At 68.5% G+C, this 13804-nt stretch carries 10 protein-coding genes and 1 riboswitch; of the genes, 4 read left to right on the top strand and 6 right to left on the bottom strand.

Annotation, left to right across the window (positions count from 1 at the left end):
• Positions 1–8 precede the first annotated feature (8 nt).
• Positions 9–704, bottom strand: a complete 696-nt coding sequence (locus tag CA951_RS27990; protein ID WP_087559937.1) for a FadR/GntR family transcriptional regulator — start codon at positions 702–704, stop codon at positions 9–11.
• A gap of 193 nt (positions 705–897) precedes the next feature.
• On the opposite strand from CA951_RS27990, the gene CA951_RS27985 reads away from it, so the two are divergent.
• The 3 genes from CA951_RS27985 to CA951_RS27975 all read left to right on the top strand — a co-directional run bounded on the left by CA951_RS27985 (position 898) and on the right by CA951_RS27975 (position 5123).
• Entirely contained in the window at positions 898–2262 is a 1365-nt protein-coding gene (locus CA951_RS27985) for an SLC13 family permease (RefSeq protein ID WP_087559936.1), read from the top strand.
• 156 nt (positions 2263–2418) lie between these two features.
• On the top strand, positions 2419–3615 hold the full coding sequence (locus tag CA951_RS27980; RefSeq protein WP_087559935.1) for a CaiB/BaiF CoA-transferase family protein: 1197 nt from the start codon (positions 2419–2421) through the stop codon (positions 3613–3615).
• On the top strand, positions 3615–5123 hold the full coding sequence (locus CA951_RS27975; RefSeq protein WP_087559934.1) for a carboxyl transferase domain-containing protein: 1509 nt from the start codon (positions 3615–3617) through the stop codon (positions 5121–5123). Before CA951_RS27980 ends, CA951_RS27975 begins: the two co-directional genes overlap by 1 nt.
• Before the next feature lie 59 nt (positions 5124–5182).
• On the opposite strand, the gene CA951_RS27970 is transcribed toward CA951_RS27975, so the two are convergent.
• Genes CA951_RS27970 through gcvP form a run of 5 tightly spaced genes read right to left on the bottom strand, consistent with a single transcriptional unit; the run spans position 5183 to position 12339 of the window.
• Positions 5183–6565, bottom strand: coding sequence for an L-serine ammonia-lyase (locus CA951_RS27970; protein WP_087559933.1), 1383 nt, complete (start codon positions 6563–6565; stop codon positions 5183–5185).
• Between the two features lie 2 nt (positions 6566–6567).
• The gene (gene glyA, locus CA951_RS27965) at positions 6568–7836 is read right to left on the bottom strand and encodes a serine hydroxymethyltransferase (protein WP_087559932.1); all 1269 of its coding nucleotides are present in this window, start codon (positions 7834–7836) and stop codon (positions 6568–6570) included.
• Positions 7833–8237 (bottom strand): glycine cleavage system protein GcvH, encoded by a 405-nt coding sequence (gene gcvH, locus CA951_RS27960; protein ID WP_087559931.1) that lies wholly within the window; start codon positions 8235–8237, stop codon positions 7833–7835. Before gcvH ends, glyA begins: the two co-directional genes overlap by 4 nt.
• Before the next feature lie 38 nt (positions 8238–8275).
• Positions 8276–9388, bottom strand: a complete 1113-nt coding sequence (gene gcvT / locus CA951_RS27955; protein ID WP_087559930.1) for a glycine cleavage system aminomethyltransferase GcvT — start codon at positions 9386–9388, stop codon at positions 8276–8278.
• A complete protein-coding gene (gene gcvP, locus CA951_RS27950) occupies positions 9385–12339 on the bottom strand; it encodes an aminomethyl-transferring glycine dehydrogenase (protein WP_087559929.1) in 2955 nt (984 codons plus the stop codon). Before gcvP ends, gcvT begins: the two co-directional genes overlap by 4 nt.
• Before the next feature lie 122 nt (positions 12340–12461).
• Positions 12462–12553, bottom strand: a riboswitch (glycine riboswitch).
• Between the two features lie 294 nt (positions 12554–12847).
• On the opposite strand from gcvP, the gene lipA reads away from it, so the two are divergent.
• Positions 12848–13792, top strand: coding sequence for a lipoyl synthase (lipA, locus tag CA951_RS27945; RefSeq protein WP_087559928.1), 945 nt, complete (start codon positions 12848–12850; stop codon positions 13790–13792).
• Positions 13793–13804: the final 12 nt, after the last annotated feature.

Genomic DNA, 13804 nt, shown 5'->3' with positions numbered 1-13804 from the left:
GGATCCGGTCAGCTGCCCTCGCGCAGCAGCGCGACGTCGGACACCATCCGGATGTGATCGGCCATCGCACGAGAGGCGCCCGCGGAGTCCTGGTCTCGGATCGCCGTCGCAATGCGACGGTGCCCTTCGAGCGAGGCCCGCGGGCGTTCGGCCTGGGAGAGGGATTCGATCCGGGTCTCCCGGATCAGCCCGGAGATCTCGTGCATCAGCTTGGCGAGCAGCGACGAGTGCGCGGCAACGGTGATGGCCTCGTGGAACTGCTCGTCGCCGACGACGCCGCGATCCCCGGCGGCGACCTCGGCCTCCATCGTCGCGAGGGCGGAATCGATCGCCGCCATCTCCGCGTCGGTCCGGCGCTCGGCGGCGAGCCCCGCCAGTTTGACCTCGAGTGCCTCGCGGGCCTCGATCACCTCGGGGAGCCGGTCGGCGTGTTCCCGCAGGGCCTTGACCGCGCGTTCCTCGATGGGCTGCCGGACGAGGACGGCGCCGTCGCCGTGCCGCACCGACACCACGCCCTGCACCTCGAGCGCGACGAGCGCCTGGCTCAGGGACGCGCGGGACACCCCCAGTTGAGCTGCGAGTTCACGCTCGGCGGGGAGGCGGTCGCCCGGCGTCATCCCGTGTTCGGCGATATGGGCGCAGAGTTGTTCGACGATCACCTCGTACAGCCGCGGTCGCGCCACCGGACGCAGTTGCTCAGCCACTGGGCCACCCACTCTCCATTCCACTGAAACTACTCCACGGTATCTCCCGGAGGCAGGTAACCGCACGCACAGTTCGTATTGACAGTGATCCACAACACTGCTTCGATGAAGTGGCTAGGCCAATTTGCCACTGAGTCAATTCTCGGGGCCTCGGCCGAGACCAGTTGCCACTGCCACAGAACCGGAGACTTTCATGTCGACCGAGTTGATCCCCATCCTCGCGCTTGCCGTCATGTTCCTGGCGGCGACCGTGCTGCCCGTGAACATGGGCGCCCTCGGCTTCGTTGCCGCCTTCTTCGTCGGCACTCTGTCGCTGCACATGAGCAGCGACGACATCATCGCCGGATTCCCCAGCAGCCTGTTCCTGACGCTGGTCGGCATCACCTACCTCTTCGCGATCGCACAGAACAACGGCACCGTCGACCTCATGGTCCGCGGGGCGGTCCGGCTCGTCCGCGGTCGTGTCGCGCTGATCCCCTGGGTGATGTTCGGGATAACGGCGGTCCTCACCGCGATCGGTGCGCTCGGCCCCGCCGCTGTGGCGATCGTCGCGCCGATCGCTCTCGGATTCGCCGCGCGCTACAAGATCAACGCCCTCCTGATGGGCATGATGGTCGTGCACGGAGCCCAGGCCGGCGGATTCTCGCCGATCAGCATCTACGGCGTCACGGTCAACGACATCGCGTCCAAGGCGGGACTGACCAACAGCCCGCTCACCCTCTTCCTCGGAAGCCTCCTGTTCAACGCCGCGATCGGGGTGCTCCTGTTCGTGTTCCTCGGCGGACGGGACCTGATCGGGCGCAGCGTGCACGACGACGGCGTCGAGGACACGGCGGGAACCGGTGCCGGCGGCTCGGGCGGTGGAGCGCCGACGACCGGCGGCGACGCGGGGTCGGGCGGGGCCACCGCCACCAAGGTGCGTCCGGCGCAGACCCTCGCGGGCGCACCCGCGCGCTCCGGCGTCACGTTCGATCAGGGCCTCACCCTGGTGGGTCTCGCCGCGCTCGCCGTGTTCTCGCTGATCCTCGATCTGGACGTGGGATTCATCTCGATGACGGTGGCCGTCGTCCTGGCGCTCGCCTCGCCGAAGGCACAGAAGGGTGCGATCGCGCAGATCAGCTGGTCGACGGTGCTGCTCATCGGAGGCGTCCTCACCTTCGTGGGCGTCCTGCAGGAGGCGGGCACCGTCGAGTACGTCGGCAACGCGGTGGCAAGCCTGGGCATGCCTCTCCTCGTCGCCCTGCTCCTCTGCTACATCGGGGCCATCGTCTCCGCCTTCGCCTCGTCCACGGCGATCCTGGGGGCGACGATTCCGCTCGCGGTTCCGTTCCTTCTCGCCGGTGAGGTGGGTGCGGTCGGCGTCATCGTGGCCCTCGCCATCTCCTCGACCATCGTCGATGTCAGCCCGTTCTCGACCAACGGAGCGTTGGTCCTCGCGAACGCCCAGAACGTCGATCGAGACCGGTTCTACAAGCAGATCCTGAAATACAGCGCCCTCGTCGTCGCCATCGGGCCGCTCGTGGCCTGGGCGATTCTCGTGGTGCCCGGCTGGCTCTGACCGCCGTCGGCGGGTAGGCGTCCGGCCTGCCACCTCGAAAACTCGGCTCTTGACATCGGCCGGATCAGATGTTTCATTTAATTGGCTAGTCCACTAGGTCACTGCACCAACAGTCCAGCTCTCGCGGCTCTCGCCAGGAAGTAATGGTGGTTTCACATGTCCACGAAAACGATGGAGCGCACGGGTCCGCTACAAGGAGTGGTCGTCGTCGATCTGACGCGCGCACTGGCAGGCCCCCACGCGGCGATGATGCTCGGCGACCTCGGCGCGGACGTCATCAAGATCGAAACCCCGCACGGCGGCGACGACACCCGCGGGTGGGGGCCGCCGTTCGTCGAACCCGCCGACGCGCCGCGCGAATCGACGTACTTCCTGTCCGCGAACCGGAACAAGAAGTCGATCACCCTGGACCTCAAGTCCGAGGACGGACGCGACACCCTCGAATCCCTCGTCCGGCGAGCCGACGTCCTCATGGAGAACTTCCGCACCGGGGTCCTCGACCGGCTGGGGTTCACCACCGAGCGTCTCGCGGAGCTGAACCCGCGCCTGGTCGTCCTGTCCATCAGCGGTTTCGGTCACGACGGACCCGAAGGCGGCCGCGCAGGCTACGACCAGATCGCACAGGGCGAGGCCGGGCTGATGTCGCTGACCGGACCGAATCCCGACGACGTCCAGCGTGTCGGCGTTCCCATCGCGGACCTGCTCGCCGGCATGTACGGGGCGTTCGGAGTCGTCGCCGCGTTGCAGGAACGCGAACGCACCGGACGGGGCCGGGTCGTGCGAACGTCGTTGCTGGCCAGCGTCGTCGGCGTGCACGCCTTTCAGGGGACGAAGTGGACCGTCGCCGGCGAGGTCGGCGAGGCGCAGGGCAACCATCATCCCTCGATCTCCCCGTACGGACTGTTCCGCACCGCCGACGGCGCCGTGCAGATCTCGGTCGGCAGCGAAGGACTGTGGAAGCGGTTCTGCGCCGGCTTCCACCTCGACCCCGACGCCCCCGGCATGGCCACCAACCCCGAACGCGTCGAGAACCACAAGCAGGTCCTCGAACTGGTCGAGGACGCGTTCGGCGCGTACACGAGCGATGAACTCCTGATCGAACTCGACCGGATCGGGGTGCCTGCGGGACGCGTCCGGACCATCTCCGAGGTCTACGACTGGGAGCAGACGAAGTCGCAGGGGCTGCTCGTCGACGTCGACCACCGCACCCTCGGCAACATCACGCTGCCCGGCCCGCCGCTGCGGTTCTTCGAACCGGACGGCACCGAGGTTACCGAGACCCGGCACACCGCACCGCCGGTCCTCGGCGCGGACAACGACAGCGTGCTGTCGTGGCTGAAGGAATGCAGCTGATGGCGCGCTTGACCGCTCCCGAACTGCTCGATCTTGTGGTCGACGCCGGCACCTGGGAGTCGTGGGACACCCCACCGATCCAGGTCGCCGCGGACTCCGAGTACGCCGACGAGCTTCTCCGCGCGCAGGAGAAGACCGGCCTCGACGAGGCGGTGCTCACCGGAGTCGCCACCGTCCGCGGCCGCCGAACCGCGATCCTCGTCTGCGAGTTCGGCTTTCTCGGCGGCTCCATCGGCGTGGCGGCGGGGGAGCGTCTGGTCGCCGCGATCCGCCGCGCCACCCACGAGCGGCTTCCACTGCTCGCCCTGCCCACCTCGGGTGGGACGCGTATGCAGGAGGGGACGACCGCGTTCCTGCAGATGGTCAAGATCACGGCGGCGGTGATCAAGCACAAGGAGGCGCACCTGCCGTATCTCGTCTACCTCCGGAGCCCCACGACCGGCGGGGTGTTCGCGTCCTGGGGATCGCTGGGCCACGTCACCATCGCGGAACCGGGAGCGCTCGTCGGATTCCTCGGGCCGCGCGTCTACGAGGCGCTGTACGACGCGCCGTTCCCCACCGGTGTCCAGACCGCCGAGAACCTCCACGCGCACGGACTCATCGACGCGGTGCGGCCGCCGGAACAGCTCGCCGAGATCGTCGACCGCGCACTGCGCATCATCACCTCCAGCCGCGGTGGCCGCCCGGCTCCCGCCGACCCCACCGTGCACGCGAGTCTGCCAGACGTCCCCGCGTGGGAGTCGGTGCTAGCGTCGCGACGCGAGGACCGGCCCGGCGTACGCGACGTGATGTTCCATTCCGCGTCGGATGTGCTTCCGCTCAACGGAACCGGTCAGGGGGAGATCGATCCGGGTCTGATCCTCGCCCTCGTCCGATTCGGTGACATGCCCTGCGTCCTGCTCGGGCAGGACCGCCGCGGGCAGACCACGCGGTCGCCGCTCGGTCCGGCTGCCCTGCGGGAAGCGCGCAGGGGAATGCGGCTGGCGGCGGAACTGAATCTGCCGCTGGTGACGGTCATCGACACTGCGGGAGCGGCATTGTCGAAGGAGGCCGAGGAGGGCGGGCTGGCCGGTGAGATCGCGCGCTGCATCGCCGACATGGTCTCGCTCGACGTTCCCACGATCTCCCTGCTGCTCGGGCAGGGCACCGGCGGCGGCGCGCTCGCGTTGATTCCGGCCGATCGGGTGCTCGCCGCCGAGCACGGCTGGTTGTCACCGTTGCCGCCCGAGGGTGCGAGCGCGATCCTGCACCACGACATCGCGCACGCGCCGGACATGGCTGCCCGGCAGGGCATCCGATCTTCCGATCTCCTCGCGAGCGGCATCGTGGACGAGGTGATCCCCGAATTCCCCGACGCTGCCGAGGAATCCACGGCATTCTGCACCCGGGTCGGTGCGGTGCTCCACCGCGAGCTGGCGCTCCTCGACGCGGCGGACACCACCCAGCGACTCTCCGAACGTGCGGCGCGATTCGACCGGATCGGTCTATTGCAACCCGCACCCGCATGACCGCGGTGCCGGGGATCCCGATCGGATCCCCGGCACCGCGTCCGTGGGGTGGCCCCGCGTCAGCATTCGACGAGGTTCACCGACACGTTGACGGCCAGACCGCCGGTGGACGTCTCCTTGTACTTCGAGCTCATGTCGGCGCCGGTGGCGCGCATCGTCTCGATCACCTGATCGAGGCTGACGCGGTGGGTGCCGTCGCCGCGCAGTGCCATCCGGGCGGCGTTGATCGCCTTGCCCGCCGAGATGGCGTTGCGCTCGATGCACGGAATCTGCACCAGCCCGCCGATGGGATCGCACGTCAGTCCGAGACTGTGTTCCATCGCGATCTCCGCCGAGTTCTCCACCTGCGCGGGGCTGCCGCCGAGGATCTCGGCGAGACCGGCGGCGGCCATCGACGCCGCGGAGCCGACCTCGCCCTGGCAGCCCACCTCGGCCCCGGAGATCGAGGCTCGCTCCTTGTACAGGGAGCCGATTGCGCCTGCCGCCAACAGGAATCGCACCGACGTGCCGTCCGGATCCGCCTTTCCCGCGGCGGTGTAGTGCAGCGCGAAGTGCAGCACCGCGGGGATGATGCCGGCCGCGCCGTTGGTGGGGGCGGTCACGATCCGCCCCCCGGACGCGTTCTCCTCGTTGACGGCGAGGGCCACCAGATTCACCCAGTCCTCGGCGAACGCGGGATCACGGTGCGGGTCTTCCGCGTTCAGCCGCTCGTACCAGCCGCGGGCGCGTCGGCGCACTTGCAGATTGCCGGGCAGGTACCCGTCCCGGCTGATTCCGCGTTGCTGACACTCGACCATCACGTCCCGGATGTGCAGCAGTCGCGCCCGGACCTCCGACTCGGGCCGCAGGGTCCGTTCGTGCTCGAGCATCACCTCGCCGATGCCGAGTCCGTAGTGCTCGCTGAGTTCGAGCAATTCGCGCGCCGACCCGAACGACAGCGAGTTCGCGCCGCCGCCGGTGGACATCGCCGTTTCGGCGCCGGTGACGACGAAGCCGCCGCCGATCGAGAAGTACGTCTGCGCGTGCAGTTCCCGACCGTCCACCGCGGTGGCGGTGAGGGTCATCCCGTTGGGATGAAAATCCAGCACCGTCAACGGATGCAGCACCATCTCGTCCTCGGCGAGCGGGATGTCGACCGTCCCGGCGACGCGGATCCGCCGGCTCGCTCGCACAGTCGCGAGCCGCGTCTCCATCTCCTCGGTGGCGATGGTCTCCGGCCGATACCCTTCGAGGCCGAGGAGGATCGCCGACATGGTTCCGTGCCCGGCACCGGTGGCCGCGAGCGAACCGTACAGATCGACACGGACACCGGCGACGTCCCCGAGAACGCCGAGTGCGCCGAGGTCGTCGACGAACGTCCCCGCCGCCCGCATCGGCCCGACCGTGTGTGAACTGGAGGGGCCGATGCCGACGGAGAAGAGGTCGAAGACGCTGATGGTCATCCCTACAGCTCCGGGTAGAGGGGGTATTTGTCGGCGAGCACCCGGACCTGGGCGGCGAGCCCGGACGTGTCCGAGTCGGCGGGCGCGACGAGGGCCCGGGCGATCAGGTCGGCGACCGTCACGAAGTCGTCCCGGCCGAAACCGCGCGCCGCGAGTGCCGGCGTGCCGATGCGCAGACCGGACGTCACCATCGGCGGCCGCGGGTCGAACGGAACGGCGTTGCGGTTGACGGTGATTCCGATCGCGTCGAGGCGGTCCTCGGCCTGCTGCCCGTCGATGTCGGCGTCCCGGAGGTCGACGAGGACGAGGTGCACGTCCGTGCCGCCGGTGAGGACGCTGATTCCGGCTTCCTTCACGTCGGGGCGGCTGAGGCGCTCGGCGAGGACCTTCGCCCCGTCGAGGCAGCGTTCCTGACGTTCCGCGAACTCGGGTTCGGCGGCCATCTTGAATGCCGTTGCCTTACCGGCGATCACGTGCTCGAGCGGCCCGCCCTGCTGGCCGGGGAAGACCGCCGAGTTGATCTTCTTCGCGATGGCCGCGTCGTTGGTCAGGATGATCCCGCCGCGGGGCCCGCCGAGGGTCTTGTGCGTCGTCGACGTCACGACGTGCGCGTGCGGCACCGGGGACGGGTGGTATCCGGTGGCCACGAGGCCGGCGAAGTGGGCCATGTCGACCATCAGGTAGGCGCCGACCTCGTCCGCGATCTCCCGGAACCGGGCGAAGTCCAACTGGCGCGGGTAGGCCGACCAGCCGGCGATGATCAGTTGCGGCCGGTGCTCACGCGCCGCCTTCGCGACCTCGTCCATGTCGATGAGGTAGTCCTTCTCGGACACCCCGTACGCCGCCACGTTGTAGAGCTTGCCGGAGAAGTTCAGCCGCATGCCGTGGGTGAGGTGACCGCCGTCGGCGAGGGAGAGACCGAGGATGGTGTCGCCCGGCTTGATCAGCGCGTGCATCACCGACGCGTTCGCGGTGGCGCCCGAATGTGGTTGCACGTTCGCGTATTCCGCGGCGAAGAGGGCCTTGACGCGGTCGATGGCGAGCTGCTCGATGGAGTCGACGTGCTCGCAGCCGCCGTAGTAGCGGCGCCCCGGGTACCCCTCCGCGTACTTGTTGGTCAGCACCGATCCCTGCGCCTGCATGACCGCGAGCGGCGCGTGGTTCTCCGACGCGATCATCTCCAGGCCGGTGCGCTGACGCTCGAGTTCCTTGCCGATCAGTGCCGCGACGTCCGGGTCGAAGTCCGCGAGGTCACGGTTCAGGACGCTCATGCGTTCGCTCCGTTCTTCTCGGCGTACTCGGCGGCGGTGAGGAGTTCTCCGGCGTCGGACGGCTGGACGGCGAACAGCCAGCCCTCCCCGTACGGGTCGGACGTCACCAGGCCGGGGTCGTCGACGGCGGCAGTGTTGATCAGGGTCACCCGGCCGCTCACCGGCGGGTACAGCTCGGAGACGGTCTTGGTCGACTCGACCTCGCCGCACGATTCACCGGCGACGATGGTCGTCCCCACCTCGGGCAGGTCGACGAAGACGAGTTCACCGAGCGAGTTGACGGCGACGGACGTGATGCCGACGCGGACGGGCTCGTCGGGCAGTTCGGCGCCCGGCGCGATCAGGACCCATTCGTGGTCGTCGGTGTAGCTGCGGTCGTCGGGGAAGGCTGCTGAAGACATGGCGGTACCTTTTTCGGGGCTGAAGGGATCAGGAGGGTTCAGGAACGGCGGTAGAACGGCGACGGGGTGACCACGAACGGTTCCTTCTTGCCGCGGATGTCGACGGTCAGCTCGGTGCCGGGCTCGCGGAACGCGATGTCCACGAACGCCAGCGCGATCGGATGTCCCAGCGTCGGGGACAGTGCGCCGGACGTGATCGTGCCGACGGCCACTCCGCTCGCGTCGTGGACGGTGTAGTCGGCGCGGGCGGCGCGGCGTCCGGTGCCTGCGAGACCGACGAGCACCCGCTGCGGGGCCTGCTCCGACAACGCCTGCAGGGCGTCGCGGCCGACGAACTCCTTGTTCAGCCGGACCACCTTGCCGAGACCGGCCTCGTACGGGTTCGTGTCGAGGGTCAGTTCGTGCCCGTAGAGCGCCATCCCGGCCTCGAGCCGAAGGGTGTCGCGGCACGCGAGACCAGCGGGGACGCCGTCACGCTCCGTGGTCGCGGTCAGCAGGGCGCGCCACAGCGCCACGGATTGCTCGTTCGGCACGTACAGCTCGAAGCCGTCCTCACCGGTATAGCCGGTGCGGGCCAGGAGGACGTCGATGCCGGCGACGACTGCCCGGGTGACCGCGTAGTACTTCAGTTCCGCGACGGTCTCCACCTGCGACGCGGGAACGAGGGACTGCACGATGTCCTGGGCTGCCGGTCCCTGCACCGCGATCAGCGCGGTCTCCGTGGACTGGTCGTCGACTGTCGCCGAGAAACCGTCGGCGCGTGCCGCCAGTTCGCGATACACGGCCGGGGCGTTCGCGGCGTTCGCGACCACAAGGAAGTGCTCGTTGGCGAGCCGGTAGACGACGAGGTCGTCGATGACGCCGCCGTCCGCGTTGCACAGGAGCGAGTACTTGGCCCGGCCGACGCCGATCTTCGACAGCTCGCCGGCCAGAGCGTGATCCAGCAGTGCGCCGGATTCGGTTCCGGTGACGGCGATCTCACCCATGTGCGAGAGGTCGAACAGTCCGGCGGACTTACGGACGGCGTGGTGCTCGGCGAGCTCGCTGTCGTACTTCAGCGGCATCTGCCAGCCCGCGAAGTCGGTGAAATGCGCTCCGAGAGCGCTGTGCTCGTCCAGTAATGGGGACGCGGGTGTCGTGGTGACGGTCATGCGAAGGCCTCCTCGGGGGTCTCGGCGAGCGCCGGGGAATTTATGTCGGTGGTGTTCTCGAAGGCCTCGGGCGCGGGGCACGAGCACACGAGGTTGCGGTCGCCGTGCACTCCGTCGATGCGGCGAACCGGAGGCCAGTACTTTCCGGCACGCAGCGACGCGACGGGGAAGGCGGCCAGGTGCCGCGGGTAGGGCAGATCCCAGTTGTCGGCGGTGACCTGATCCGCGGTGTGCGGGGCCTGACGAAGCGGGCTGCGTTCGAGCGGCCACACGCCCTCGCCGACCAGATCGATTTCGCGGCGGATCGAGATCATCGCCTCGATGAAGCGGTCGAGTTCGGCCAGATCCTCGGATTCGGTGGGCTCCACCATCAGGGTGCCGCTGACGGGGAACGACAGGGTGGGAGCGTGGAAACCGTAGTCGATCAACCGCTTTGCCACGTCCTCGGCGGTCACGCCGGTTGCCTTCGTGACCGGACGCAGGTCCAGGATGCACTCGTGCGCCACCAGACCCGAGGGCCCGGTGTACAGGACGGGGAAATGCGCGTCGAGAGACTTCGCGACGTAGTTGGCGGCGAGAACCGCCGTCTTGGTGGCGTCCGTCAGTCCGTCCGGGCCCATCAGGGCGATGTACGCCCAGGTGATGGGCAGGATGCCGGCGGAGCCGTAGTTGGCCGCCGACACGGGAGTGCCGAGTTGGTCTCCGCCGAGCGGGTTTCCGGGCAGGAACGGGGCCAGATGCTTACGCACCGCGACCGGTCCGACACCGGGGCCGCCGCCGCCGTGCGGGATGCAGAACGTCTTGTGCAGGTTCAGGTGCGACACGTCGCCGCCGAACTTCCCCGGCTGGGCCAGGCCGACGAGCGCGTTGAGGTTGGCGCCGTCGACGTACACCTGGCCGCCGGCTTCGTGCACGAGATCGCACACCGTCCGCACGTCGTTCTCGTACACGCCGTGGGTGGACGGGTAGGTGAGCATGATCGCGGCGATCTTGTTTTCGTGTGCCGCGATCTTCGCGCGCAGGTCGTCGAGGTCGATGTTGCCGTTCGACGCCGTCGCGACCACCACCACCCGCATGCCGGCGAGTACCGCGGACGCGGCGTTGGTGCCGTGCGCGGACTGCGGGATGAGGCAGATGTCGCGTCCGTGATCGCCGCGGCTGTCGTGGTAGCCGTTGATGGCCAGCAGCCCGGCCAGTTCGCCCTGCGATCCGGCGTTGGGCTGCAACGATACCCGGTCGTATCCGGTGATCTCACCCAGCCACCGCTCGAGGCCGCGGATGAGCTGCAGGTAGCCGCTGGTCTGTTCGACCGGGGCGTACGGGTGGATGGACGCGAACCCGGGCCAGCTGATCGGCTCCATCTCCACGGCGGAGTTGAGCTTCATCGTGCACGAGCCGAGCGGGATCATGGTGCGGTCCAGCGCGAGGTCCTTGTCCGACAGCGCGCGCAGGAAGCGGAGCATCGCCGTCTCGGACCGGTGCTCGTGGAACACGGGGTGCTGCAGGTAGTTCGACGTGCGCAGCAGCGACTGCGGCAGCGCGGAGGTCGTTGCCGTCTCGACTCGGGCGCCGAACGCGGACAGGACGCGGTCGACGATCTCGTCGGTGGTGCACTCGTCGCAGGCGACCGCGACGTGGTCCGCGTCGACCAGCCTCAGGTTGATGCCTGCGTGGTCGGCGCGGTCGACGACGTCGCGTGCCCCGGCCGGAACGTGCACCAGCACGGTGTCGAAGAAGCTGTCGTGGACCACCGAGTGTCCGGCCGTGCGGAGGCCGCCTGCGATGGCCGTCGCGTGTGCGTGTACCCGAGTCGCGATGGCGCGCAGCCCTTCCGGGCCGTGATATGCGGCGTACATGGCGGCGACGTTCGCGAGGAGCGCCTGCGCGGTGCAGATGTTGCTGGTCGCCTTGTCGCGCCGGATGTGCTGTTCGCGGGTCTGCAGCGCCAGCCGGTAGGCGGTCTTCCCGTCCACGTCGACGGACACCCCGACGAGTCGGCCGGGGAGCATGCGCTCGAGCCCGCCGCGCACGGCCATGTAACCGGCGTGCGGCCCACCGAAGAACAGCGGCACCCCGAAACGCTGCGCGGATCCCACCGCGATGTCGGCACCCTGCTCCCCGGGCGGCGTCAGCAGCGTCAACGACAGCAGGTCGGCCGCAACCGTGGTCAGCGCGCCACGCTCCTGGGCGGCGGCGATGAGCGGAGCCAGATCACGCACGTGCCCACTGGCGCCGGGCGCTTGGAACACGACGCCGAACAGATCACCGTCCGGAAGACCGTCGGTCAGGTCGGCGACCTCGACGTCGATGCCCACCGACTTGGCCCGGCCACACACCACCGCGAGGGTCTGCGGCAGACAGTCGGCGTCGACGACGACACGGGGCGTCCCCGACTTCGCCTTGTTCGCGCGCCGCATCAGCAGCACCGCCTCCATCACCGCCGTGGCCTCGTCCAGCAGGGACGCACCGGCGAGGGGGAGGGCCGTGAGGTCTTCGATGACTGTCTGGAACGTCAGCAGCGCCTCGAGCCTGCCCTGGGAAATCTCCGGCTGATACGGCGTGTACGCGGTGTACCAGGCCGGCGACTCGAGCATGTTCCGCCGCAGCACCGCGGGCGTGATGGTGTCGTAGTAACCGAGGCCGATCATCTGGACGCGGGTCTCGTTGCGCTCCGACAGCGTCCGCAGGTCGGAGAGCACCTGCTGCTCGGACCGCGCCACCGGCAGGTCCATGGCCTCCGAGCTGCGGATCTGATCGGGCACCGCGGCATCGATGAGCTGATCGAGCGTGTCGTAACCGAGAGCGCCGAGCATGCGCTGGCTGGCGGAAGCGTCGGGGCCGATGTGGCGTGACGGAAAATCGCTGGTGAGAGGCGCGCTGCGATGCGCGTGACGGGATTCGACTGACACGAGGTGACTCCGGTTTCGTTGAGTCCGGACCGCACCGGACATCGACAGGGGGCACCTCCCCGCTCTGTCCTGAAACCTGAGAGTTTGGGCGTACCGCTTGCGCGGCGTGCTCTTCACCTTCGGTAAGTACCGGCCTTGCGGCCGATTCTGTTCTCCAGAGTTGCCTCTACGCTGCGGTACTGGGGCCTGAGAGATTCCCGGGGAGGAAGTTGCTCCTACGGCGCCTCCGAAAAGGAGGTTCTCCCGCTGCGCGTCAACGGCGTCTTCAGTTGTGGTTGGCCAAACAGTACACAGGCGGTGCCGGTTTGTCTCCCCCGGATTCCCTCGTGGTCGCCGAGCGGCGACGATCTTGCCAAAACGCCTCGTCATTTGGCATCCTCGATTGATCCTCGCTCGGACGTGACCGCACACGCCGATCGATGAGAGCCCAGACAGCCTCGAGTGCAACGGTTGTCGTCGTGTGCTCGCCTTCTCCCTCATTTTCCCCCGTGCCGTGCTGCCGGGGGTCGTCGCATACCGACCGGTTTCGTCCGGTCGTAGGAGTTCCTCCATGACTACAGCCCCTGTATCCCCGGCAGGCAGGCGCCTGCTTCGCCTCGAAGTCCGCAACGCCCAAATTCCGGTCGAACGCAAACCGTCGTGGATGAAGGTGCAGATGCGGACCGGCCCCGAATACCGGGATCTCGCCGCCCTCGTCGAACGCGAGAACCTGAATACCGTGTGTCAGGAAGCCGGATGTCCCAACATCTTCGAATGCTGGGAAGACCGCGAAGCCACGTTCCTCATCGGCGGCAGCCAGTGCACCCGGCGGTGCGACTTCTGCCAGATCGACACCGGCCGTCCCGCGGCCCTCGATCGGGGTGAACCCCGGCGGGTCGCGGAATCGGTGCAGACCATGGGTCTCCGGTACGCCACCGTCACGGGTGTGGCGCGTGACGATCTACCGGACGGCGGCGCCTGGCTGTACGCCGAGACGGTCCGGCAGATTCACGACCTGTGCCCGGGCACCGGCGTCGAACTGCTGATCCCGGATTTCAATGCCGACGCCACGCAGTTGCGCGAAGTGTTCGACACCCGCCCGGAGGTACTGGCACACAATGTGGAGACCGTTCCCCGGATCTTCCGTCGGATCCGGCCGGCGTTCACCTACGAGCGTTCCCTCGACGTGATCACCCGCGCGCGGGAGGACGGTCTGATCACCAAGTCGAACCTCATCCTCGGGATGGGGGAGACCACGGACGAGGTGATCCAGGCGCTCCGTGACCTGCACGCCGCCGGTTGCCAGTTGATCACGATCACGCAGTACCTCCGGCCCTCGGCCCGGCATCATCCGGTGGAGCGGTGGGCGAAACCCGAGGAATTCGTGATGCTCGACGGGGTCGCCCGCGAGATCGGATTCCTCGGCGTCCTGTCCGGACCGCTCGTGCGGTCGTCCTACCGGGCGGGCCGCCTGCACGCCGACGCCGACGCCGTCGCCGCGACCGCTTCCCTCTGATGTCGATTACCT

The sequence above is a fragment of the Rhodococcus sp. NCIMB 12038 genome (assembly GCF_002165735.1).
Lineage (GTDB): Bacteria > Actinomycetota > Actinomycetes > Mycobacteriales > Mycobacteriaceae > Rhodococcus_F.
The sequence above is the reverse complement of the archived record's forward strand: the minus strand, read 5'-3'. Positions and strand labels throughout refer to the sequence as shown.